Source organism: Burkholderia gladioli (assembly GCF_000959725.1).
GTDB lineage: Bacteria > Pseudomonadota > Gammaproteobacteria > Burkholderiales > Burkholderiaceae > Burkholderia > Burkholderia gladioli.
Genome location: NZ_CP009322.1, coordinates 965,491 through 988,159 on the forward strand (window position 1 = coordinate 965,491; position 22,669 = coordinate 988,159).

13 protein-coding genes are annotated in these 22,669 nt (G+C 69.8%); all 13 read right to left on the reverse strand.

Annotation, left to right across the window (positions count from 1 at the left end; genetic code table 11):
* Nucleotides 1–66: 66 nt before the first annotated feature.
* A complete protein-coding gene (locus BM43_RS04965) occupies nt 67–1,659 on the reverse strand; it encodes an ABC transporter substrate-binding protein (protein ID WP_036056624.1) in 1,593 nt (530 codons plus the stop codon).
* Between the two features lie 121 nt (nt 1,660–1,780).
* On the reverse strand, nt 1,781–6,667 hold the full coding sequence (locus BM43_RS37440) for an eCIS core domain-containing protein (RefSeq protein ID WP_052409282.1): 4,887 nt from the start codon (nt 6,665–6,667) through the stop codon (nt 1,781–1,783).
* A gap of 27 nt (nt 6,668–6,694) precedes the next feature.
* Nucleotides 6,695–9,316, reverse strand: a complete 2,622-nt coding sequence (locus BM43_RS04975; protein WP_045577441.1) for an AAA family ATPase — start codon at nt 9,314–9,316, stop codon at nt 6,695–6,697.
* Nucleotides 9,303–9,812, reverse strand: a complete 510-nt coding sequence (locus tag BM43_RS04980; protein WP_013690005.1) for an aspartyl/asparaginyl beta-hydroxylase domain-containing protein — start codon at nt 9,810–9,812, stop codon at nt 9,303–9,305. Before BM43_RS04980 ends, BM43_RS04975 begins: the two co-directional genes overlap by 14 nt.
* Nucleotides 9,813–9,840: 28 nt before the next feature.
* Nucleotides 9,841–10,644 (reverse strand): hypothetical protein, encoded by an 804-nt coding sequence (locus BM43_RS04985; protein ID WP_036056621.1) that lies wholly within the window; start codon nt 10,642–10,644, stop codon nt 9,841–9,843.
* A 19-nt stretch (nt 10,645–10,663) separates the two neighbouring features.
* Nucleotides 10,664–11,365, reverse strand: a complete 702-nt coding sequence (locus BM43_RS04990; RefSeq protein WP_036056620.1) for a hypothetical protein — start codon at nt 11,363–11,365, stop codon at nt 10,664–10,666.
* A 33-nt stretch (nt 11,366–11,398) separates the two neighbouring features.
* Nucleotides 11,399–12,367, reverse strand: a complete 969-nt coding sequence (locus tag BM43_RS04995; RefSeq protein WP_036056619.1) for a hypothetical protein — start codon at nt 12,365–12,367, stop codon at nt 11,399–11,401.
* Between the two features lie 80 nt (nt 12,368–12,447).
* Nucleotides 12,448–16,143 carry a hypothetical protein gene (locus tag BM43_RS05000; RefSeq protein ID WP_036056618.1) on the reverse strand — a complete coding sequence of 1,232 codons (3,696 nt, stop codon included), beginning with the start codon at nt 16,141–16,143 and terminating at the stop codon, nt 12,448–12,450.
* Between the two features lie 12 nt (nt 16,144–16,155).
* Nucleotides 16,156–16,998 carry a hypothetical protein gene (locus tag BM43_RS05005; RefSeq protein WP_036056617.1) on the reverse strand — a complete coding sequence of 281 codons (843 nt, stop codon included), beginning with the start codon at nt 16,996–16,998 and terminating at the stop codon, nt 16,156–16,158.
* A 56-nt stretch (nt 16,999–17,054) separates the two neighbouring features.
* Nucleotides 17,055–18,080, reverse strand: a complete 1,026-nt coding sequence (locus BM43_RS05010) for a phage tail protein (RefSeq protein WP_036056616.1) — start codon at nt 18,078–18,080, stop codon at nt 17,055–17,057.
* Complete coding sequence (locus tag BM43_RS05015) at nt 18,080–19,195, reverse strand: baseplate J/gp47 family protein (RefSeq protein WP_042286366.1); 1,116 nt, start codon at nt 19,193–19,195, stop codon at nt 18,080–18,082. Before BM43_RS05015 ends, BM43_RS05010 begins: the two co-directional genes overlap by 1 nt.
* Nucleotides 19,192–22,443, reverse strand: coding sequence for a baseplate J/gp47 family protein (locus tag BM43_RS05020; protein WP_036056614.1), 3,252 nt, complete (start codon nt 22,441–22,443; stop codon nt 19,192–19,194). Before BM43_RS05020 ends, BM43_RS05015 begins: the two co-directional genes overlap by 4 nt.
* Before the next feature lie 24 nt (nt 22,444–22,467).
* Complete coding sequence (locus BM43_RS05025; RefSeq protein WP_017919908.1) at nt 22,468–22,668, reverse strand: hypothetical protein; 201 nt, start codon at nt 22,666–22,668, stop codon at nt 22,468–22,470.
* Between the last annotated feature and the right edge of the window lies 1 nt (nt 22,669).

Genomic DNA, 22,669 nt, shown 5'->3' on the forward strand with positions numbered 1-22,669 from the left:
GGGGAGCGACGGGCGCGGGGCGGCGCCGGCACGGGCCGCCCGCGTGAGTGCCGGGCCCGGGCACGCTTATTTCTTCAGCGTGCGATACGAGGTGAGGTCGTTGATCGGGCCGATCTCGGGGCCGGTCACGCCGGGGCGCGTGGCCACCTGCACCACCTTCTCGAACAGGATCACGAAGGGCGAATTCGTGAGCACCGACTGCTGCAACTGCTGGTACAGCTTCGCGCGCCGGGTGGCCGACGGCTCGGCCAGCGCCGCATCGGTCTGCCGCGTCAGCTCGGGAATGTTCCAGGCATTGCGCCAGGCCAGCATGCGGGTGGGCGCGTTGTCGGAGTTGTCGGGGTTCCAGGCGAAGCCGCGCGCGTTGCTGTTCGGGTCCATGTAGTCGGGCGACCACTCGCCGATGAAGATGTCGTGCTGGCGCGCGCGGTACTTGCCGATCGCCTGCTTGGCGTCGCCCGGGATCAGCTTGACGCGGATCCCGCCGGCCGCGAAGTTGGCCTGCAGGGCCTGCGCGATCTCGACGAAGGGGTAGTCGTTCGGCATGTCCATGCTCACGTCGAAGCCGTTCGGCAGGCCGGCCTTGGCCAGCAGCGCCTTGGCGCGGGCCACGTCGCGATGGTAAGGGTTGCTGTCGAGCGCGCCGAGGAAGCCGTCGGGCAGGAAGGTCTGGTGGACCTTGTAGGTGCTGGCGAGGATGTTGCGCTGGATGCCCTGGTAGTCCACCAGCCACTTCATCGCCTGCTGCACTTCCGGCTTGGCGAGGTTCGGGTTCTTGGTGTTCAGGCTCAGGTACATCAGCGCGGCCACCGGCGTGGCGCTGACCTGGATCTTGCCGGCCTTGGCCAGGCTGGCGAGGCTGTCCGGGCTCAGGTTGCGCGCCGCGTCGACATCGCCGTTCTCGAGCAGCAGCCGCTGCGCCGAGGCCTCGGGCACATGGCGCAGCACCACGCGCTTCATCGGATAGGGCGACGGATAGCCGTCGAAGCGCTGCAGCACGATGCTTTCGTTGGGCGACCACTTCACCAGCCGGTACGGGCCCGAGCCGGCGTCGTTGGTCTTGAGCCAGGCATTGCCGTAGTCGCCGCCGCTCGCGTGCGATTCGAGCAGCTTGCGATCGACGATCGAGGCGGGGCCCGCGCTCAGCACGTTGAGCACGAAGCTCGGCGCGGTCTTGCGATCGGTCTGCAGGCTCACGGTGGCGGCGTCGACCGCGCGCACCTTCTGCATCACGTTGTCCTTGGTGAGGCCGAGGTCGGCCAGCACGCCGGCCGGGCCCTTGCCGAGCAGCACCGTGCGCTGGATCGACCAGGCCACGTCGTCGGCCGTCACCGGGTTGCCCGAATGGAACTTGAGGCCCGGTTTCAACTTGAAGGTGTAGGTGGTACCGTCGGCGCCCACGCTCCACGACTGCGCGATGCGGCCTTCGAATCTGGTCGGGTCGCGCAGGTCGACGCGCACCAGCCGCTCGTAGGTGTTGGCGACGTATTCGGAGGGCACCAGCTCGTAGATCTCGGCCGGATCGAGCGTGGTGAACTCGCCGATCTGGGTGGCGATCACGAAGATGCCGGGCGGCGTCGCGGCGGCGGCCGGGGCGGCAGGCGAGAGCGCCGTCGCGAGCGCGGCGGTGATGGCGAGCGTGGACAGCAGACGCTTCATGCGGGCTCCGTCGGAGAAGGGGAAAGCGCGATTCTCTCATTGAATGGAGGTGGGGCCGGCGAAGCGGGGCCACGACGCCGCGCATGCGATCGCGCCTGCCTCGGCGCGAGGCTGGCGCCGTTCAGGATCTGTCCTCTCCCGGCTTGCCGTCGGGGTCGGGCGGCCGACGCTTGAACGGTCGTTCGGATTCCTGCTCCGTATCGCTCGGCGCCGGCTTTCGGGCTGGCTGGCGGGTGGACGTCGGCCGCCGGCCGAGCGTCGAGTCGAAGGGCCGCTTTCGGCCGCGCCCGTCATTGTCCGATCGTGTCGTGGTGGTGGTCACCGCCGGCGAGGGCGCGGGGGCGAGCGGCTGCTGCTGTTGCGCGTCCTGTACGGCGACGGGCGGCGGCGCAAGCGGCCCGGGCGGCGGCCACGGCCCCGGGTTCGCGAGGTCGAGCAGGTTGGCGTCGGCCAGGGTAAGCGGCCCCTCGTCGACATAGGTATAGACATAACCGTATTGAATCCGCTGCACGTGATCGTAGTCGGGCGAGACGCGGCTGTCGTCGCGGTAGCTCCAGTAGCCCGCGTCGTCGCGCGTGCTGGTCGTGTAGTGGCCGACATAAGGTTGCGCGCCGACGTGGTAGACGACCGTCTGGATGCGGTAGCGGCGCCCGTTGAGCGCGAAGCGTCGCGGCATGTCGATGGGCCGGCTGTCCTTGCGGATCCGCTGCTGCGCCTGGACCCAGCGCACGAGCTGGATCGTGATCGCGCGCGGCGCCTCGTTGCCGAGACTGATCTGGCTTTCGCCCGTCGAGGTGAATACGACATTGCGCTGCGCGCCGCCCTGGTTGACCGGCGTCACGCCGCTGATCTGCGCGATCCGCTCCCGGCTCTGATAGCTGCGCAGCGCGTCCCGCAGGCTGTCGACGCCGGTGATCGGCAGCTTGATCAGCCAGTCGGCCGTGCGCACGTCGGCGAAATTGCCAAAGCCGGTGTCCGGTGCCGGCGTGAAGGGCGAGAAGCCGGCCGGGGCCACGCCATCGCGCCGCTGGAGATCCCGGCCGAGGGAGATGCGCTTGCTGTAGACCTGGGTGAGCCGGTAATTGGCACCGCCCGCATTGGCGGTGCCGAAGTGGTCGATCAGATTGCCCAGCAGTTCGGTCGGATCGCGTTGGGCGTTCAGCGCCAGCGCGCCGTCGCCGAGCAGGCCCGCTGCGTCGAGCGTGATGAGCAGGTGGCCCACGGCGGCGGGGCCGACGGGCTGTCCGCTGCGTATCGTGGCCAGCATGACCGCGATCTGCGCGCGCGGCTCGGCGAGCGGATCGACGGCGGGCGGCGGCAGCGCCGCGAACAGGCTCCGATACGGCGACAGCGCCAGCAGGTTCAGCGCGGCCGCGAGATAGCAGGTGTTGCCGACATTGGCGATGCCGGTCGATTGCCACGAGTCGGGCGACAGGCGCAGGAACTCGCGCACGTGGGGATCATCGGCCTCCTTGGTTTTCAGCGTGGCGCCGAAGCGTCGCTCGATGCGCTGCGTCACATCGCGTCGGTCGGCATCGGGCAGCGCCCGGAGCGCGGCGTCGAGGTCCAGCTTGCTTTTCGCCGGCGCGAGCACCTCGTCGACATAAACGGCGAGCACCTCGTCGAGCACGATGCGCATGGCCCGCTGGCGCTCGCGCAGCGTCGCGGCATCGCCGTCGGGGCGCTTGTCGATCGCATTCCACATCGTCTCGCGCCCCATCAGCACCATGAACCGGTCGTATTGACCGGCGTCCTTCAGTTGCGCGGCCAGCAAGGCGGTGTTGGCGCTGTCCCTGCCGCCGTAGAAGATGCGATCCGCGCGCAGGCGGTAGGTGGCCGTCAGCCGATGGAACGCGGCTTCCTCGATCGGCTTGACCAGGGCGTTCGCGGCGCGCATGAACTCGGGCGTGCCGATCGCGCTGAGCCGGCCCATGGTGAACTTGTCGGCACTCAGCTGCTGATGCTTCGACAGGCTTTCGACGATGATGAAATTCTCGTAGCCAGCCGCGAGATCGAGCTTGGCGACGTCCGACAGCGGCGCGTTCGTCACGTCGACGATCGGCACGGTGGTGTCGTTGAGCGGGTCGGGGCCGGTGCTCGGTCCTGCCCCGCTCGCGGTCTGGTTCGCGAAGCGGCGGAACACCTCGCCGTAGGGCACGCGGTTGCGGCTTGCCTGGATCGAGGTCAGCACCGGGTTCAGGTCGGCGGCGATGATCGCGGGCGGTGCCGTGCCCTGCCGGTCCCGCTCGTCGAGCGCCTCGTCCAGGGCGGCGCTGTCGAGATAGCCCTGCGCGCCGCGATTGATCGGCCGGATGTAGAGGTTTTCCTTGTCGACCGACGAGTATTCGAAATAGCTGTACAGATCGATCGACTCGAGTGGTTCGTCAGCGCCGATGCGTTTGTGGTCGATCGCCCAGGTGCGCGCGAGCAGGTTGGCGGTCACGATCGCCTGCATGCCGCTGTCCAGGTAGAACGTCGCGGTGCCGTGCCGCGTGGGGTCGAGCGAGAGCGAGTCACGCAGATACTGCGGATACGGGTCGTTTCGCACGGCGTCTGGCGAGTCGGGGCCATGCGCGTTGAAGGCTTCGAGCAGATAGCTGTACTCCATCAGGTTCTCGATCACCGAGGCCGCCTTCACATAGGCGGCCTCGTGGTCGGTGGATTTCCTCGCCACCGGGCGCGCGAGCAGGAACTGCGCGCGCTTGAGGTTGCGTTGCAGGCGCACCATGATCCATCGCGCGAAGGCCCGGGGGCCGTCGATCGACACCACGCCGTGCAAGCTGTCCTGTGCATAGCGGACCGCCGTCTTCAGGGCCTCGCGATAGAGCGGCACGTCGCGCCATTGCGTCGTGGATGCGGCAGGCCTGGGCCGCGTGCTCCGGGTAAGGTCCGGTTTCTGGAAGCGCGAATCGTTCTCGTGCAGGATCTCGAGGGCCTTGACGACCAAGCCCTTGAAGACATTGGGCGGTGTCAGGCCGGGCCAGAGCCGCACCGGGCCGCCCACCGACGACACGCTCGGATACAGGAAACCGAAGCTGCCGCGATGGGTCGCGCGCGTTTGCAGGCCCAATGTCCCGGCGGCCTCGTTGAATGCCGCGATAAAGGTATTGCGCCAGACCGATTCGGCGAGCGGGTTGCCGCCGGCCCGATCGACCAGCTCCAGGATCAGGCTCGCGTGGGTGGGTGACTGGATCGGCACGGCCCGCCAGCCGCGCCGGCCGGCGCTCAGTATCTTCCCGACTTCCTTCGCGGTCTGCGCGATCAGCGTGCCGCGATCGAGGAGCAGCAGATCGTGATAGTTGAGCTCGGTGTCGGGCGCGAGTTGCGCGTCCGGGATCAAGGGCTGGAGCAATGGATCGACGGTCGCCTCGGACGGTTCCCGCCACGAGCGTCGCGACGACGGCGCACTCGCCGGCGCGAGCTGCGTGCCGATCTGCACGGTGCGATAGACGTTCTGGATCAGGCCGAGCGAGCCCGTATGGGTGCCGGCGACGCTCTGGTAGACCGAGATGCTGCTGGCGGGATCCTGACTCGATCCGACGAACTGCGTCGCCTGGATCTGCGGTTTCACGTAACCGCGTTCGACCAGCGCGTCATGCAGCGCGCGATTCGTGATCTGGGCCGTGAATTTTTCCGGCAGGTCGGTGCCGTCCCGTTTCGCGTTTTTTCGTACCGCTGCCTTCAGCAGGGCGGTATTGTCCCGGCGCACCGGGTCGTTGCTCGATCGGTAGTACTGACCGTGCTCGACCGAGCGGAAATCGCGGCCGAGATTGTTGACCGGCACGAAATTCGCCGTGTGGGCGAAGTAGAGCTTCAGGGCCGTGGTGACGCGCTCGGGGAAATCCTGTTCCGTCAGCAGCGTCGGAATGGCCTTCGCGAGCTTGCTGTCGGGATTCGACAATTTCGCCCACGACGGCTTGCTGAACCATGCTGCCAGGGCTTCGTCCGTCGCTTTCGCGCCTGCCACGAACGGCTCGTGGGGGCGGGGGGCATAGGTAGACAGGTTCCTTGACTGGCCGGGGACGTAGGCGAGGTCGTGAGCGTAGAGCCCGTCGTTCCAGGTCCTGATGAAGACGTGATAGAGGGGGGCGTAGTTCGCGGCCTCGCGCACCTGCCTGACCAGGGCCGACTTGATCGACTTGTAGGTTTCCTGATTGCTGCGTAGCAGCGGAAAGGTCTCGTGGATCCAGCGTGCGTTCCTCAGCGCCAGGGCCAGGCCCGCTTCGATATTCGAGCAATTGCGCAACTGGCTCAGTGCTTCGTCCGGCATGCGCTGCACCACGCCGTGCGATGGCGAGGCTCGCCAGCGGCCGATGCGCCGCGAACTGCCCGCCGCGCTCGCCCGGGACACGCCGCCCGTGCCGCCTGCATGGCTCGCTCCGTTCGTTTCGTTCGCCTCGGTCGTCCGGCCGGCTCGCAGCGCCGCTTCGCCCATCCGGTCCGCCTCGCGTTCCAGCGCGGCGTTCTCGCTGCCGGGCAGGTCGCGCTTCCATTGCACGGTGGGCGCGACGCGGCCCTGTGCCTGCTGCGCGATGTGCCAGGTTTCGTGAGGCAGATGGCGTTCCTGCCCCGGCGCGAGATGGATCTCGGCACCGAACGCATAGGCGAGCGCGCCGAGGCGGGCGGGTTGCGGCGAACCATAGTGGACGCGCACGGCGTCGAGATCGACGCCGGCGAGGTGTTCGACGCCGCGTTTCAGCTCGTCGGGCAGCCCGGTGCGGTTCGGCGGCGTAGCGGGGGCGACGGGCGTGGGCGCGCTCACGGGAGGGGGCGGTACGGCGGGCGGGGGCGAAACCGCATGCGCCGTCGCCGAGGGCGAGCCGGGCGCGCCCTTCTCGCGGACCGCGGCCGGCCAGCCCAGCGCACTGCCGCCATAGTGATACGCGGCCATCGGCACGAGCCCGGCATCGCCGCCATCGCCGGCCGCGGGCGCCGCCATCCGCCCGGGGCTGCCGGGCTCGGCCGCCTTCACGGCCGGTTTGACGACGCTCGCGCCGAGCTTGCCCATCACATCGCCTGCGCCGGTCCGCCAGGCCTAATCATCCTCGCCCCACTCGAATTCATGCGGCACGAACACCTTCCCGAGCTTGCGATACTCGCGCTCGGTGGCCTGCAGCAGATGCCGCCAGCCCACCGCCGCGCCTTCCGCGGCGGCCAGGAAGGCCGCGCCGATCGCGATGTTGTTGATGTTGCCCCCCGACAGCGGCGCGCGCTCGGCCAGCAGGGCGAAGTCGAGGTCGTCGCCGAGCGGCGTGGCGGCCGGGAAGGCGTTGCGCCACAGCGCGAGCCGCTGCGCCTCGCTCGGGAACGGGTATTCGACGATGAAGCGGAAGCGCCGCAGGAAGGCCTTGTCGATGTTCTGCAGCAGGTTGGTCGAGAGGATCACGATGCCCTGGTAGGTCTCGATGCGCTGCAGCAGGTAGCCGGTCTGCAGGTTCGCGTAGCGGTCGTGGGCGTCGCGCGTGTCGGTGCGCTTCGCGAACAGCCCCTCGGCCTCGTCGAAGAACAGCACCACGTTCATCGCCTCGGCCTGGTCGAACAGTTGCGCGAGCTGCTTCTCGGTCTCGCCGATGTACTTGCTGACGATGCTGGCCAGGTCGATGCGGAACAGGCCCAGGTTCAGCTCGTTGGCGATGATCGAGGCGGCCATGGTCTTGCCGGTGCCCGAGGGCCCGTGGAACAGCACGCTGAGGTTGCGGCTGGCCTGGTGCTTGGCGTCGAAGCCCCAGCCCTCGACCACCTGGTGCCGGTTGCGCGCGTAGTGCAGCACCTCGAGCAGCCAGTCGCGCGTCTCGTCGGGCAACACGATGTCGTCGAAGCGGTAGCGCGTGCGTACCTCCTGCGCGACCGCCAGCTGGGTGCGCTGGCTCTGCTCGCGGCAGGCGTCGAACAGCCGCTGCGTGTCGGGATCGATCGCGTTCGCCGCGTTTGCCGCGTCGGCCGCGCTCGATGCGCTCGGGGCTCCGGGCGCGGTTCCGGCCAGAGCGCGGGGAGCCGCACCGGGCGGGGCGGCCGGCGGCGCGGCGGTGCTGGCCGAGGTGGCTCGGGTACCGGCCGCCGTCGCGCCGATACGGCGCGCGGGCAGCGGCAGCCGGCCGTCGGGTGCCGGCGTGCGCCGCGGGGCGGGCGGGATGGACGCGGCGGGCGAAGTGGGCGGGGCGGACGCGACGGCCGGCCTCGACTGCGACGGTGGCGGAGACGACGCCGCCGAAGCGCGCTGCGTGCCGTCGCCGGGCTCGCTGTCATCCCCGTCGATCAGCTTCCGGCTCGCCGCGTCCTTGAGCGCCATCACGATCTGCGTTTCATTGAACGGGTACTGATTGACGAGCTGCGCCAGCGCGGCCTCGTCGACGCGGAACGGGAAATCGGGCAGGTGGCGGCGCCAGATCCGCGCGCGCAGCGCCGTATCGGGCGAGCCCACGCGGATCAGCGCGGCGATCGCGCGATGCGCCTGGTAGCCGTGCGCGAGATCGGCAAGCCGGCGCGCGGGGCCGTTCAGCACGACGATCAGACGCTGGCTGTCGAACAGCAGCGGCAGCAGCGCGTCGAGCAGGTCGTCGGTGCCGTCCTGGCTGCCGGTCAGCCATTGACCGTGGGTCAGCACGAGCACGCGGTTGCAGAGCAGCGCGTCGCGGCCGAGTCGCTTGATCCGAGCCGCCAGCTCGGTGCGATTGCGCTGTCGTTCGGCATCGAACCGCGCGATTGCGCGGCCGTCGAGCAGCGCGCCGTGCATGCCGAGCCGCGCGAGGGTGGCCGCGGCCAGGCGCTGCAGGCATTCGGTGTCGGCGCCTTGCAGGTGCAGCAGGTAGCTGCCCGCTTCCTCGTCGCCGCCGGCCACCGCCGCGAAGCGCGCGAGCTGGCGCAGCGCCTGGGCGTCCACCAGTTGTTCGTCGAGTGGGAGGCCGGCGGCGATCGTGGCGAGCGGTTCGTCGAGGCGCAATTGCGGCGCCGCGCGCGCGAGCAGATAGGCGGCGATCGGCGCGCCGAGCCGGTAGCCGCCCGTGAGCGTGCCGAGGCGCGTGCCGGTGCTGAGCTCGACGAGTTCCCAGGCGCGCAGCGCGGCATCGCCGGCGAGCCGCGCGAGCAGGCTGTCGGCCCGCATCTCGGCGTCGCCGGCGAGGCGCGCGAGGATCGCGAGCGGAACATGCGCGGCGCCGGGCTCGGGCGGCGCGGCCTCGGGCCCGGCGAGCGCCTGCAGGATCGCGGCATAACGCGGATCGAGTTCGGGCAGCAGCGCGCAGAGCAGCAGCGCCTCGTCGCGCGTATCGAGATGGAACAGCAGGCACACATGCATCCATGGCAGGAAGATCGCCGCGCGCACGCTGGCGCTCGCGCGCGCGGCATGACGCCGCCAGCGTTGCGCGACCGACGCGTCGAGCCCGGCGAGCTGGCGGGTCAGGCGCGCGCGCTCGGCATGGCGCGGCTCGGCGCGCAGCGCCAGCGCCTGGAGCCGCTCCGAGGCGCCCGGCGCGGCCTCGGGCTGCGCCTCGGCGGTGCGGCCAGGGCCGGCGGCCGGCACGCTCGTGTCGTCGCTGCCTTCGCTGCCGTCGAGCTGGCGACGCAGCAGCGCGCGCTCGATCAGGATGTCGCCGAGTTCGCGCAGCGCGTCGAGCAGCGCGGCATTGTCGGCATAGGGAGCTTCGTCAACGGCAGGCATCGGCATCGCTCGCAGCGGATTTGAGGAAGTCGGCCAGCAGCACGATGCGCGGCGCGTCGCTGCGGTTCCAGGCCGCGTGCTCGGCGGTATCGTCGAACACGAAGCCCTCGCCGGGCACCCAGCGGCGCGTCTCGCCGCCCACGCGCAGCGCGCAGTCGCCCTGCGCGCGCAAGGCGAGGTGCAGACGCAGCACGGCGCCGCTGTAGCCGACGTGCGGCGCGATCTCGGTGCCGGGCGCGAGCCGCGAGAAGCCGGCGTGCTGCAGCCCTGGCACCGTTTCGAGCAGCCGCGCCGTGGACGGGCAGAACACGCAGTTCTCGAGCAGCGGCCGCCCCGCCAGATAAAGGCCGTAGACGTCCCAGCCGCGGTTGTAGAGCTCGCGCTCGGGCCACGCGTCGAATTCGCCCGGCAGCAGGGCATCGCACTCGTCGCGAACGATCTGCCAGCCGCGCTCGAGCGTCGCGAGGAACGGGAATGCCGAGGACGGATGGAACATGCTGCCTCCGTTCAGAGGGGGAAGGGGCTCACCAGAACAGCCGCCAGGCGCCGCCGAGCCACACGCCGTGGCCCTGCAGCGTGATGCGGTACTGGCCCGGCACGACCGGAAAGCCGCGTGCCTGGTGGTAGCGCGTGCCCGAATGCACGAACAGCGCGCCGCTGCGATAGGCATGCTCGCGCGTCGGCGCATGGCGCAGCCGCGCCTGCTGGTGCGCGCCGTCGCCGACTGGCGCGGCCTCGTGCCCGAAGCCCCAGAGCCGCATGCCGGCCCCGGCCTCGGGCAGCGCGAGCGGCAGCGTGAAGGACAGCGTGGCGAGCGGCGTGGCCTCGCCGGCGAGCCGCGCGCGCGCGTCGAGACCGAGCGCGAGATGCGCGGTATCGACATGGATCGGGTTGCCGGGAAACGCATCGCCGTCGCGCTGGCGGAACCAGTCGCCATGCAGCACGTCGTGCTCGGCGCGCGCGGCGAATTCGGCATGGGCGCCGAAGATATGGAAGCCGGGCAGCGCCGTGTCGGGCTCGGTCTCGGCCAGGTAGGCCACGGCGGCGTCGAGCCGCGCGGCAAGTGTCGCGGCGACGCTGGCGTAGAGCGCGCCGAACTGCGCGAGCAGCAGCGGGTTGTAGCGCACGGCGAGCCGCGCATAGGGGCGCGCCGGGTTTGCGGTGAGATCGTAGTAGTTGGTGGCGCCGAGCGTGTGGAACGGCAGGCGCGCGTGGCGCGCGATCCAGAACGCGTCGAGATCGTGCAGCCGCTCGACGAGCGCGGCGGCGCCGGCCGCGTCGAGCAGAGCATGCTCGAATTCGAGGGGGTCCGGGGTCTCGCCGTTCATCGTCGCCTCGCCATCGGGCTCACCAGTAGAGAATGAAATGGCCGTCGTCGCGCCGCAGGCCATGCCCTTGCAGCGTGATGCGCTCGACGCTGCCGTCGCAGGCGAGCACCGCCTGGTGCGTGACCAGCCCGTCGTGGACGATCAGCATGCCGTCGCGGTACGGGAAGAATTCGGGCTCGCCCAGTTGCGCCGCTTCGCCCGCCTCGCCGCTCCATTGGTTGAGGCCGCTGCCGGGCGGCGTGGACAGCGACAGCGTGAAGCTGACGAGGTCGCCCGGCCCGGGCCGCCGGCCCGGATAGACGTCCTGGAACTGCAGGTCGCGGTGCACCTTGGCGACCGGGCCGCCGAACACGGGGTTCGGCAGGTAGATGTGGAAACCGGGCAGCGCCGCGTCGTCGGCGAGTGCCGCCGGCGCGTCGAGGCAATCGGCGAGCGCGGCGGCAACCCGGTCGAGCAGCGGCTGGAACATGCCGGCCAGCAGCGCGTTGCTGGCGCGGCGCGCGGCGCCGTCGTGATAGAGGCCGGTGCCGCCGCCGGCACAGTCGAGATAGGCGGCCAGGCCGAGCGTGTAGAACGGCACGAGCGGATGACGCTGGCGCCAGTGGGCGCGCGCCAGCATCACCCGCATCACCCACGCCTCGCGTGCGTCGTCGTCGAGCAGGTCCAGGTGGACCGGCTCCTGCCATTGCCTTGCCGGCGCGGGGGCGAAGCTGCCGTTCATGCGTGCGATTCCCTTCGGTTCAGGCCGGCGCCGTCACGCCTGGCCCTGCGTGCCGTCGCCGACGATGCGCGTCAGGGCCCGCGTCAGCAGGCGCCGCTCGTGGTTGGATAGCGGCTGGCCGACCACCTCCTGGAGGCTGTCGAGGAACAGGTCGATATTGCGCTTGATCAGCACCAGATCATGACGGTTCGCGTCGTTGTCGTTGATCTGCACGAGCGCGCGCACGCCGTCGGCGAACAGCGCGCGGTGCTCCGTCGAGATGCTGCGCCCGCTCAGTTCGACGAAGGCGGCGATCACGGACTGCAGATCGGCGTCGGCGATGCGATTATCGGCCGCCTCGCCCGGCGGCGTGGCCGAACACACGATCCGGCGTAGCGCGGATGCGAACTGACGGCGTTCGATTTCGCCGCTGGCGGGCCTGATGGTGTCGCCGAGCACCTGGATCAGGTCGTCGACGCGGCCGTCGATCACGCGCTGCGTGGAGGCGAGCATCGAGGCGCGCAGCGCGCCCGACTGGATCTCGCCGCGCAGTTGCGAGAACGCGTCGGCCATCGCGCTGACCACGCCGCCGCCCGCGCTGGCCGTGCCGCCCAGGCCGCCGTGATCGACCGGAATCCAGTAGAACTCGACCTTCGGCGCCGGCACGAAGTCGGGCACCGCGGTCAGCCGCACCGTCCAGACTTCGCCGCGGCGCACCGGCAGCGTGAACGAACCGGGCACCGGCACATAGACGTTCTGCGGTCCCTTCTTCGACGGCTGGCTCGGCAAGTGGTAGGCCACGCCGGTGGCGTAGACGAAGCTGGTGAGCGCGCCGCCGGCACCCGCCGTGGAGCCTTCGAAGGTGCCGAAATAATTGAGCGACTGGCCGCTGGCCGGCTGGCCGATGGTGGCCATCACGAAGCCGTCGGTGGCGGCGGTCTGGCTGAATTCGCCCTGGGCATTGAGGTTGCCCTGGTTGTAGGCGGTGCGTGCTCCGAACGTCATGGCTGCTGGGGTCGACATCGTAATCTCCCGGGTTGACACGGTTGGATGGTTCGCGATGGGTCGGAAAGCGCGCGGCGGCTCGCGGCCGCCGCGCGGGGTCACTCACGGTCGGCGCCCGACCCGTCGCCGACCAGGCGCACCAGCGCCCGGGTCAGCATGCGCCGCTGTCCTGTGTCGAACTGCATGTTGACGACTTTCTGCACGTTGTCGAGGAACAGCTCGATGTTCTGCCGGATCAGGTTCAGATCGTGGCGGTTCTCGGCCGTGTCGTTGATGCGCACCAGCGCGGCGATGCCGTCGGCCATCAGCGAGCGTTCGCCGCCGTCGAGGCTGCGGCCGATGGCTTGCGCGAACGCGTCGACCAGCGTCGCCACGCTGGCCTGGAAGCCCTCGGACGTGGTGTGGACCGGCGCCGTGCCGGGTGCGCAGACGATCTTCGCGAGCTCGTCGGTAAAGCGCTGGCGGGCCGCGTCGTCGGGGTTCATGTGCACGGCGTCGCCGAGCACGCGCGTGAGATCGCCCATGCGCTGGTCGATCGCCTCTTGCGAGGCGCCGATCATGCCGCCGAACTGGCCGGTATGCAGCGCCTCGCGCACTTTCGCGATCTGCGCGGCCAGGCCGCCGCCGGGCAGCGACCTGACGCCGGCGGCCATCGCCCGCGCCTGGTCGTCGGCCGTGCCGGGCGCGGCGTCGGCCGAGGCCGGCGAGGCCGGCGAGGCTCCGGCGCCGCTGCCACGGGCGTCGCCGGCCGCATCGGCCAGTGCGGGTGCGATGGCGGCATACGCCGCGTCGCCGCCGGGCAGGGGCCGGTTCGCGAGCATCGAGCTTGCGGTGCCGCCGCCGAACGGCACCCAGTAGAACTCGACCGAGGGGTCGTTGCCGTCGTCGGGCGAGGATTGCAGGTCGATTCGCCAGGTTTCGCCCTTGCGGACGAACAGCGTGAACGTGCCGGGCACGGGAATGCGCGTCTTGCCGCCCTTCTTGCCGTTGTCGACCGTCTGGGCGATACCCAGGGCGTAGGTGAAGGCCGTGGTCTCGCTGCCGTCGAGCGTGGTACCGGTGAGCAGGCCGAAGTAATTGCCGCCGCCAAGGTTCGGATTGCCGACCGTCGCGGTTACGCAGCCGTCGGTCGAGGCTACCTGGCTGAACGTGCGTCGAGTGGAGTCGCCGCTCATGCTGTGCCACGAATACGCCTGGCGCACGCCGAGCATCGCCACGGTGCCGCCCGCGACCAGGGCGTCGCTCACCGTGAGCTGCTGGGTGCCCACGCTGGTGGCGGTGAGCGAGGTGGCCGTGACGCCCGATTTGTCGACCGTCAGCGCGGGCGGGTTCTGGCCTTTCTCGCCCACGCTGAGCAGCGTCTTGCCGCTGTCGTCGCCTTGCACCGCCACGCTGACGGTGGCCGTCAGCGTCTTGACCTCCAGATCGTCCACGTCGAGGCTGCCGGTGGTGAAGTTGACGTCGCCGTCCACCTGCAGCACGTAGCGGCTCTGCACGCTGCCGAGCGGCACGTTGATCGCCACCGTGTTGCGCAGCGGGCTGTCGGGCGCGTCGCTGATCTTGTTGGCCACCACCAGCATGGCCGGCGGCTCGTCGTCAGCGTCGGGGTCGGGGTTCACGCCGAAGTAGCCGAGCACGGACGGCGTGATCAGGAACGCCGAGGTGGCCGCGAACAGCTGCTCGTCGGGCGGCGAACCGCCGTCGGGCAGCACCAGCGTGAGCGAGGTGTCCGAGTCGACCGTCTTCACGCGCATCCATTCGGGCAGCGCGACGCTCCTGGCGACGGTCAGCGTGGTGCCGGGCACCAGCGGCGCGGCGCTGCCGCCCGCGATCGTCACCTGGGTGCCGGTGCTGCTGATCGTGCCGTCGCCCTGCTTGTCGGTGCCGTCGGGCGGGCAGTACTGGTAGTCGCTTCCCGCCAGGTCGACGGCGAACGCCGCGTCGATCGTGACCGTCGTGTCGTTGACGATCGCCTTCACCGCGCGCGTCTGCTTGGCCGAGGTGGCGGCGGTGAAGCTCGCGATCACGAGCTTGCCGCCCACCTCGCACTTGGACTTGAATTTCGTGCCGATGCCGGTGATGGTGCTGCCGTCGGAGCTGATCGTGCCGTCCCCCGGCTTCGGCGCGCTGCCGTCGGTCGCGGCGTACTGATAGGCCGATTGCGTGACGATCACCGGCAACTGCTGCTGCACCACCAGTTCGGTGTCGCTGTGGATCTCGCTGATCACGCCGGTGAGTTGCATGACCGAGCCGATCGAGATCAGGTCGCCCACCGATACCTGCTGCGTGAACACGGTCTGGTAGCCCTGCAGCACGCTGTTGCTCAGCGAGGTGACATAACCGCTGCCGACCACCGAGTGCCCGCCGCCGACCGACAGCGAGCCGATCGGGTTGACGTTGCGGATCCCGACGTTGCCGTCGTTGTAATAGAGGTTGCTGGTGGGCGAGCCGACCGTCTCGAGGGTCCAGTAGCTGAGCATGGGCAGGTTCTTCAGCTTCGAGCCGTTGCCCTCGAAGCTCTGCGCGCGCACCGCGCCGTTGGCGAGGATCGAGGCGGCCGTGATCTCGCCGCCCACGTCGAGCGCCGATTGCGGATCGCGGTCGATCAGGCCGATGCCGACATAGCGGTTCGGCGCGATGCTCAGCGCGTGGCGGCCCGGGGTGCCGTCGCCGGCATTGACCGCGGCCTGCGTGCCGAGGCCGACCGAGCCGTCGAGCCCGACCTCGACGAGGCTGCTGTTCGCGTCGAGGCCGAAGCGCGCCAGCAGCGCGCGCTGGTAGGTGTAGCTGATGCGATCGAGCGCGGGGTCGAAGGCACGGTCGACCTTGACCAACTGCTTGTCGGCATCGACCGAGACGATGGTGCGCAACTGGGCGAGGCCGAAGACGGTCTTGCCGTCCCGCTGCAGGGTCACGGGCGGATCGGACCTGAGCTGGTCGCCGATCTGGAAGAACGGCGAGATGGGCACGGTGAAGGTGACGTCGATGCCGTTCGAGCTGATCGCGCCGGGCCCGTCGAAGGTGAGCGGCTGGATCTCGAGGTTCGCGTAGGGCTGGCTGGTGCCGATGCCGAGGTTGTCGAGCGTGGTGACGACGCCGTCGAACTGCGTGCGCGAGGCATCCACTTCGAGCATGACCTGCTTGGCGCTATCGTCGAGCCGGGCCACCAGGCGCGGATAGACGCCCGCGTCGTTCGGATCGACGGCATTGCTCAGCGGCGCGGCAACCGGGTTGCCCGACAGCCCGGCGCCCTCGGCGATCAGCGTCAGCGCGCCGAGCGTGGAGCTCACGTAACGGCGCGCCACCGTGCCGGCACGGTAGTTGATCGCGTTGATGGCGCTCTGGTTCGTGAAGCTGACCACCGCCAGCACGATGTTGAGCCCCGCCTCCTTCAGGTTCAGCATCGGCTGGATCAGCGGCTGTTCGACGATGCGCTTGTAGCCCGACACGCCCGAGGGCTGCTCGGTGTAGTCGGCGTAGAGCTCGGCATAGCTGATGGTCAGGTAGTAGCTCGCGCCCGGCGTGATGTCGGTGAAGCTCACCACCTGGCGCTCGGTCAGGATGATCTGCCGCCCGAGGCTGTCGATCGCCATGCCGGGCAGCACGTCGACCTGGTCCTTCACCTGCGCGGAATCCCACAGCACCTCCAGCCCCGAGGCGATGCCGTAGGTATAGAGGCTGCGGTTGTTCAGGCTCTGCACCGTCATGTGGTACTGCTGCTCGCTGACGAAATCGTCGGTCAGGAGTGCTTCGCCGGCGAAATAGTTCGGGCGCTCGATCGAGAGCTTGCTCATCGCGTCGCTCCGTCAGGCGCCGGCTGCCGGCGAGGCCGGCAGGGCGAGCCAGTTCACCTGCGTGGCCGGCGTGGTGTCGGTGCGCGTGAGCACGGCGGTCACCAGCATCTCGAACGACGAGGTGCCGATCGCCGTGACATTGATCGCGTAGGGGGTGCTGCCGACCACGTTGGTGTGGACCGCGACCGGCGGCTGGCTGAATGCCTGGCCGCCGTCGGCCAGGTAGTCGACCGTCACGGCAAGGCTCTTGCCGGGCTGGGACAACTCGCTGACGTCCACGGTGGCGGTGCCGTAACGCACGCCGCTCATGTCGGGCGCGGTCATTCCGGCGCTCGCGAGGTTCGGCTCCGGCTTCAACACCACCGGCAGCCTGCTCGTCACGCCCACGCGCACGTCCTCGACGGTCTTGATCCTGGTGGTGTTGTCCTCGAGCGTGACCTTCGCGAGCAGGATCATGCTGGTGCTCTTGTCGTCGAGTTTGGCGTTCTTCAGGACGGCGGCCTCGTCGTAGGTGACGCTGTTCTTGTCGGGGGCCGCGTCGGGGTAGCTGAGGAACACGCCGTAGGGGTTGCCGAGGCCGCTGGCTGCCGGCAGCACGTTGTTGCTGTCGCCGGGGAAGACGAGGAAGTCGCCGTCGGCGTCGAAGCCGGTGCCTTCGGTGACCTGGACCGTATCGTCCTGCTTGCTGGGGACCAGCCCGTCGAGCACGCCCGGCGTATAGAGGTAGCGGTTCTGCAGCCGGATCCAGTTCGAGAAATAGTCCTGCTCGGTGCCCATGTTCTGAGCGGTCAGGAACATGCCGTCCTGGTAGTTCAGGCGTACGGCGATGGTGGACGGAATGGTCGGATAGCTCATCGGAAGCGTCTCGTGTCGTGGGCCGTGTGTGGTGTGCCGGATGTCGGTTGGGGTGCTCAGGGGTTGCCGCCGCCGATGCCCAGCAGCGTGTTCACCCCGAGCGTCGCGCTGCTGGCCGCCTGCTTCGGCCGCGGCGGCACGACCGGCAGCTGCATGGTCGGCACGATGCCGATCGTGTAGCGCGTCGCGGCGGGCCGGACCCGGTCGAGCAATTGCGTGATCTGCCTGATCAACTGCTGGACCTGCGTGACGTTGGTGGCGGTCAGCAGGAAATCGGGGTTGTCGTCATTCGGCAGCGTGATCAGCACGTCGAATACCCACGGTGCGTAGCCGGACACCACGGGCCCCGGGTTCGTGTCGCTGTCCTGCAGCACGAACGCGTCCGGCGACTTGCTGTCGTCCCGCACCGTGATGCCGACGGGCGTCGGGTTGCTGACGGTGACCTTCACGTCGCCCGCTATCGGGTGGGTCTTGCTGCGGTCGCTGTCGTCGGTGTCGCTCTCGCCGAGCGCGACGCCCGTGAGCGTGAGCGGCAGGAACAGCAGGTCGATCAGCATGCCGATACCTTGCGGCGTGCCGCGCATGCGGTACAGCGCGAGGCTCTGCGCGATCACGTTGCGCTTCTTGTCGATGTCCCAGCTGCCGTCGGGCACCAGGTCGACCCAGCCGGCCAGCCAGTTCAGGAAGCCGTCGAGCCAGGCCTGGATGGCCGCCTCGGGCGGCTGGGTGGCATGCTGGCCGCCGCTGAAGCGGGCCGCCGGATTGGGCGGCGAGGGCACGCCGATGTAGCGGTTCAGATCGTCGAGGATCTGCACTTCCTGGCTGTGTTCGGCGCCCGAGATCGGCGGAATGAAGCTGGTGTCCTTCGGCGGGAACAGGAACGACAGGCGCGGATAGAACAGGTTGCCGATCACGGCCGAGGCGAGCAGCTCCTGGATGCCGCGCCGGCCGTCGAGCGCCTGGTCGTCGATGCCGGTCAGCAGCTTCTCGAAGATCTTCAGGTAGTCGCCGACGAAGGGCGCGGCGGCGTCGCGGTAGATCGCCGGCAGGTAGCGCAGGTATCCCGACGGATCGGTGCTCATCAGGGCGCTCCGGTGGCGGTGATGTCGAGGCAGCGCAAGCGCGGCAGGCCGGCATAGCGTTGCGCCGCGCGGCCCGAAGGCAGCTCGGCCAGCAGCGTGTTGGCGCCGAGCTGGGCCATCACGCCGGGCACCACGGTGGGCAGGTAGGTGTAGTCGAAGGCCTTGATATCCTCCACGCCGGGCGTGCCGAGCACCAGATGGGCCAGGTCGTCGGCCGACGGCGCCTCGCCGTAGCGCCAGCCGCCCACGGGGCCGCCGGTGGGCAGCAGGTAGTCGTAGAGCAGCGATACGAGCGCGCCGAGGATCGGCGCGAGATTCGAGCCGGGCAGGCAGCGCACGGTGATCGTCAGGTCGATCGGCGTGAGCTGGGCGGGCGCGACCAGCAAGGCGTTGCCGGCCACCACGCGCGGCGCCAGGTACTTGCGCACGGCGGTGAGCAGGGTGTTGGTCGCGCCGCTCGCGTCGACCGGCTGGAGCAGCAGCAGGCTGCGCGCGGTGGTGGTCGATCCCAGGTACTCGCTCTTGTTCGGCCAGCTCGGATAGGTATAGGTGACCGGCGCGTCAGCGAGGATATGGACCACGATCGCCTCGCCGCGCGTGGTGGCGTCGGCGCGTGCCACCATCAGCGGGGTGGTCGCGCCCTTGGCCTGCTGCGCGATCTGCGCGGCGATCACGCGATTGGTCTCCAGCGCCAGTTGCTCGGCATTGGGCAGGGTCAGCGCCATGTACGGCTGCTGCTGGTAGAGCAGCACGTCGCGCTGCAGCGTCGCGCGCGAGACCGGCGGCCCCGATTCGATTTGCGCGAGCGTGGCCTGCAGCGCGAGGAAATCGGCATCGTGCTGCTTCTGCGCGGCGGTGCTGTATTCGGTGACATTGTTGCTGAACGCCAGCCCCAGCACCCAGCGCAGGAAGTTTTCGTCGGTGGTGGTCGGGATCCGGTCGGCCTGGTACAGCAGCGATTCGTCGATCCAGGCGAGCATCTGCAACAGCGTGATGCCGGGGTCGCTGTCGTTGTAGTCGGTCCACTGATCGGTGTACTGCGGGATCCGCCGCACCAGCTCGGTCAGCAGCTGCGCGTAGGTCTGCGTGTCGAGTTTCGGCAGCTCGAAGCTCATGACGCGGCCCCCGTAGCCCCGGTGGCCCCGGTAGCCCCCGTGGCGGCCGCGGTGGCGGTGGCGAGCACCTGCATGGTGCCGGCCACGGGCAACTGGTCGGGCGCGAGCACGATATCGCCGCCCACGCGCCCGTTCAGGCTCAGCGACTGCACCGCGGCGACGCCCGGCAGCGTGCGCAGGAAGCGGTTGATGGTCAGCGCGCGCACCGGCGCGCCGAAGCGCCAGCCCTGCTGGGCGGGGCCGCCGAACACCGGCTGCAGGAACGCGGCGAGCTGCGAGGCAAGCGTCAGTTGCAGCGCGTTGCGCTGGTCGGGCGAACAGTTCGCGCTGATCTGCGCGATCACGTCGACGGCCACGAACGACGGCGCCACGAAGTCGATGCGCGGCGCGAGTGTGGCGAGCGTCTGCGCGCGCACGGTCGAGGCGACCGTGTCGATCATCTGCGGGGTGGTGTACGGCACCGGGTCGAGCGAGCAGGCGAGCAGCGGGATGCGGATCCGGTGGTCCGGCATCTCGATGGCGCGGGCCTGCGCGATCTGCTGGCTCGCCTCGGTCGCCAGCGCGCCGAGATCGTCGAGGTCCACCGCATAACCGTTGGCCTTGACGAGCGCGGGGCCGGTGGCGGCGATATCGTCCGGCGTGTCGCCGCCCACGCCGCCGCGCGCCGCGCTCGGGTTGGTCACGGCGTCGATGCCGCCGATGCCGGGGCGCAGCAGCGTCAGGGTGTTGGCGGCGACGTTGCCGCGCAGCCCCTGGGTGGTGTCGTAGAAGGCCGCCACGATGTTGTTGTAGCCGGCTGGCGGGATCATGCCGTTATAGCCGTCGCCGAAGGTGATCAGGCCGTTCTGGCAGTCGAGCGTGTAGACGCGATCGGCCGGCCCGCACAGCGCGAAGGTGTCGACGCAACGCCAGGTGCGCCCGATGGTGTCCGAGGCGGTGCTGCTGGCCGCCGCGGTGGTGCCGCCCCCGCGCGTGCCGCCAGCGCGTTCGCCGTAGCCGCGCGCGCCGGCCGAACCCGAGGCGTCGCCGGAGGCGGTGCCGCTGCCGGCCAGGCTGTCCGACAGCGAGACCGGGCTCGGCGTGTCCTCGATGCCGCGTGGTTCGTCCACGCGCAGCACGAGATCGGGCAGCACGGGCGGATAGGAGACCTGGAAGGTCTGGCCCGGCTGCTGGTTGCTCGAGCCGAGCACCTCCTCGACGATGCTGGTCACGTTGGCGGCCATCACCGAGTTCGGATAGAGGCCGAACACGCGGATCGTGCGCTCGACATGGCCGTTCTCGACGCGCATCCAGTACGCGAGCTGCGAATAGAGCGCGGTGGCGGGCATGGCGGGCGGCACCTGGATGCCGACGATGCCCGAGCGCGACAGCCCGTAGGTGCCGTCGTCGACGGCCAGCGGCTGCCAGACGGCGCCGTCGTAGTACTGCCAGGCGAGCGGCCGGGCCGGCTCGGCGCGCTCGCCGTCGATCGACACGTACATCTCGAGCCGGCGCCCGACGGTATCGGTGTCGAAGCCCTCGGTCGCGAATGCGAAATAGAAGCCGCTCAGTCGCGCGTCGACGGCCACGTAGGGCGCGCTCAGGAAGCGGCTGGCGGTGAGCGCGTTATAGGTCCAGAAGCGCGAGGGCGCGGCCGAATAGCGGTAGCCGATATGGAGCGTGCGGATGAACGGCGGCGCGAACTGCGCCTCGCTGAACTGGTAGGAGAAGTTCACGCCCTGCACGTTGTTGAGCCAGGCGATCACGGCGGCTTTCTGGGTGGGCGGCAGGATGCTGTCGGGCACCGTGTCGATGGTATTGGCCACGCTGGTGGTGGTGAAGCCGCCCGGCGCGCCGTAGCCGCCCGAGGCGATCATCGCGCGCAGCCACAGCCCCTCGGCGCCCGTCACGCTGACCGGCTTCATCGCGGGACACAGGAACGCGATGCCGGTGGGGCCGTTGGTGGCGTTGGCCTGCAGCTCGCTGGTGGTGTCGACCCACTGGTACTGGTTGCGCTGCGCGTCGGTCTGGTTGAGCGAATCCCAGGCGGTGCCGTTCCAGAACTGCCAATACAGCACCACCGGGTAGGCCTGGCTCACCGTGGCGAGGTCGAGGTCGAGCGTCACGCGCGCGCCGGTACGCGCGAACACCGCGTCGCTGCGGATGTAGAACGCGTCGTTGGTTTGCGGCGTCTCGCCGAACGGGTAGGCGCCGTTGGCGATATCGAGCGCGATCACGTTGCAGGCGGCCTGCTGCGGCTGGATCGCGTCGCCCTCGAAGGTGCAGAAGCAGCCGTCGATCATCGGCAACTGCGCCGACAGCGCCGAGAGGATCGGCAGGCCCGGTGCGGGGCAGGTCAGCAGCCAGTTGTCGGACGAGGGGTCGGCGAGCGCGGCGGACGGGTCGGAGAAACCCGCGCCCGGGTCCTCGCGCGCATAGAGCGTCTGCACCAGCGCGTCGATCGACATGGCCGGCGCGAGCGGCTGGTCGAGCAGGGTGATGTCGAGCCGGCGCGCGTCGTCCGTGCCGGCCAGCGTCACGGCCAGCGGGCGCAGGGTCGCGTCGAACCATTGCGCGAAATAGTCGGCATGCAGGCGCTCGCCGAGCAGGGTGATGGTGAGCCGCTGCAAGGCCGGATCGGGCTTGAACAGGGTTTCGTCGCCGATCATGAACCAGTGGCCGAGCGGCATCGCGCCGGCATCGGCATCGTTGGCGGCGACGAACACGGGCATGCCGTTGGGCACCGGCGTGCCGGCCAGCGCGGCCTGGACGGCCGGCATCGCGTCGAGGTAGCTGTCCTGCGACGGCATGATCGTCATCGCGGCCGTCAGGCGGGCCGGCACGACGGTGAAGGTCTTGCCGGTCTGGAAGCGGATGTCCTGCGCGTCGGGCGGGATCACGGCGGTTTGCGCCGCCACCTCGCGCGCCGGCTGGCCCGGCTTCAGCGTGAAGGTGATCGGCGCCTGCGCGGGCAGCGGCGGGCGCGGCGCGATGCCGAGGAACTGGAAGAACGATTGGCGGCGCTGATAGGGGATCCGGTTCTCGATCTGCGCCGTGTAGCCGGCCAGTTGCGAGAACAGGTTCAGCAGCACGAGGCCGGGATCCTGGTTGATGGCGGACGCGGTCGCGACCGGATCCGCCTGGGTCGCCGGATCCTGCAGCGGCGCCGGCCAGTTGGTGCTCCACTGCGGCGTGTAGACGGCGGCGAGCGCCAGCGCCTGCCGATAGAAATCGGCGGGCGTGCGGAAGTCGAGGATCGGGTCGTCCATGGCGGCGCTCGGTGCGGGGCGGCCTCAGGCCTGCGTGTCGTCGGGGGCCGCGGACTGGCGCATCTCCTCGCGCAGTTCCTTGAGCACCTGGATCGCGCCTGCGATGCGCAGCAGCGTCTGCTGCAATTCGCGTTGCCGCGCTTCGAGCTGGCGCAACTGCTGCTCGCCGGCGCGATGGTTGTCCTCGAGTTCCTGCAGGCGGGCGGTGATGGCGGCTTCGTTCATG

What these genes read in the sequence shown, in the direction of transcription:
- BM43_RS05005 (WP_036056617.1), bottom strand. Translation starts at nt 16,998, where the DNA reads ATGAGCTATCCGACCATTCCGTCCACCATCGCCGTACGCCTGAACTAC.
- BM43_RS05025 (WP_017919908.1), bottom strand. Translation starts at nt 22,668, where the DNA reads ATGAACGAAGCCGCCATCACCGCCCGCCTGCAGGAACTCGAGGACAAC.
- BM43_RS04985 (WP_036056621.1), bottom strand. Translation starts at nt 10,644, where the DNA reads ATGAACGGCGAGACCCCGGACCCCCTCGAATTCGAGCATGCTCTGCTC.
- BM43_RS05020 (WP_036056614.1), bottom strand. Translation starts at nt 22,443, where the DNA reads ATGGACGACCCGATCCTCGACTTCCGCACGCCCGCCGATTTCTATCGG.
- BM43_RS05015 (WP_042286366.1), bottom strand. Translation starts at nt 19,195, where the DNA reads ATGAGCTTCGAGCTGCCGAAACTCGACACGCAGACCTACGCGCAGCTG.
- BM43_RS04975 (WP_045577441.1), bottom strand. Translation starts at nt 9,316, where the DNA reads ATGCCTGCCGTTGACGAAGCTCCCTATGCCGACAATGCCGCGCTGCTC.
- BM43_RS37440 (WP_052409282.1), bottom strand. Translation starts at nt 6,667, where the DNA reads ATGGGCAAGCTCGGCGCGAGCGTCGTCAAACCGGCCGTGAAGGCGGCC.
- BM43_RS04990 (WP_036056620.1), bottom strand. Translation starts at nt 11,365, where the DNA reads ATGAACGGCAGCTTCGCCCCCGCGCCGGCAAGGCAATGGCAGGAGCCG.
- BM43_RS04965 (WP_036056624.1), bottom strand. Translation starts at nt 1,659, where the DNA reads ATGAAGCGTCTGCTGTCCACGCTCGCCATCACCGCCGCGCTCGCGACG.
- BM43_RS05010 (WP_036056616.1), bottom strand. Translation starts at nt 18,080, where the DNA reads ATGAGCACCGATCCGTCGGGATACCTGCGCTACCTGCCGGCGATCTAC.
- BM43_RS04980 (WP_013690005.1), bottom strand. Translation starts at nt 9,812, where the DNA reads ATGTTCCATCCGTCCTCGGCATTCCCGTTCCTCGCGACGCTCGAGCGC.
- BM43_RS04995 (WP_036056619.1), bottom strand. Translation starts at nt 12,367, where the DNA reads ATGTCGACCCCAGCAGCCATGACGTTCGGAGCACGCACCGCCTACAAC.
- BM43_RS05000 (WP_036056618.1), bottom strand. Translation starts at nt 16,143, where the DNA reads ATGAGCAAGCTCTCGATCGAGCGCCCGAACTATTTCGCCGGCGAAGCA.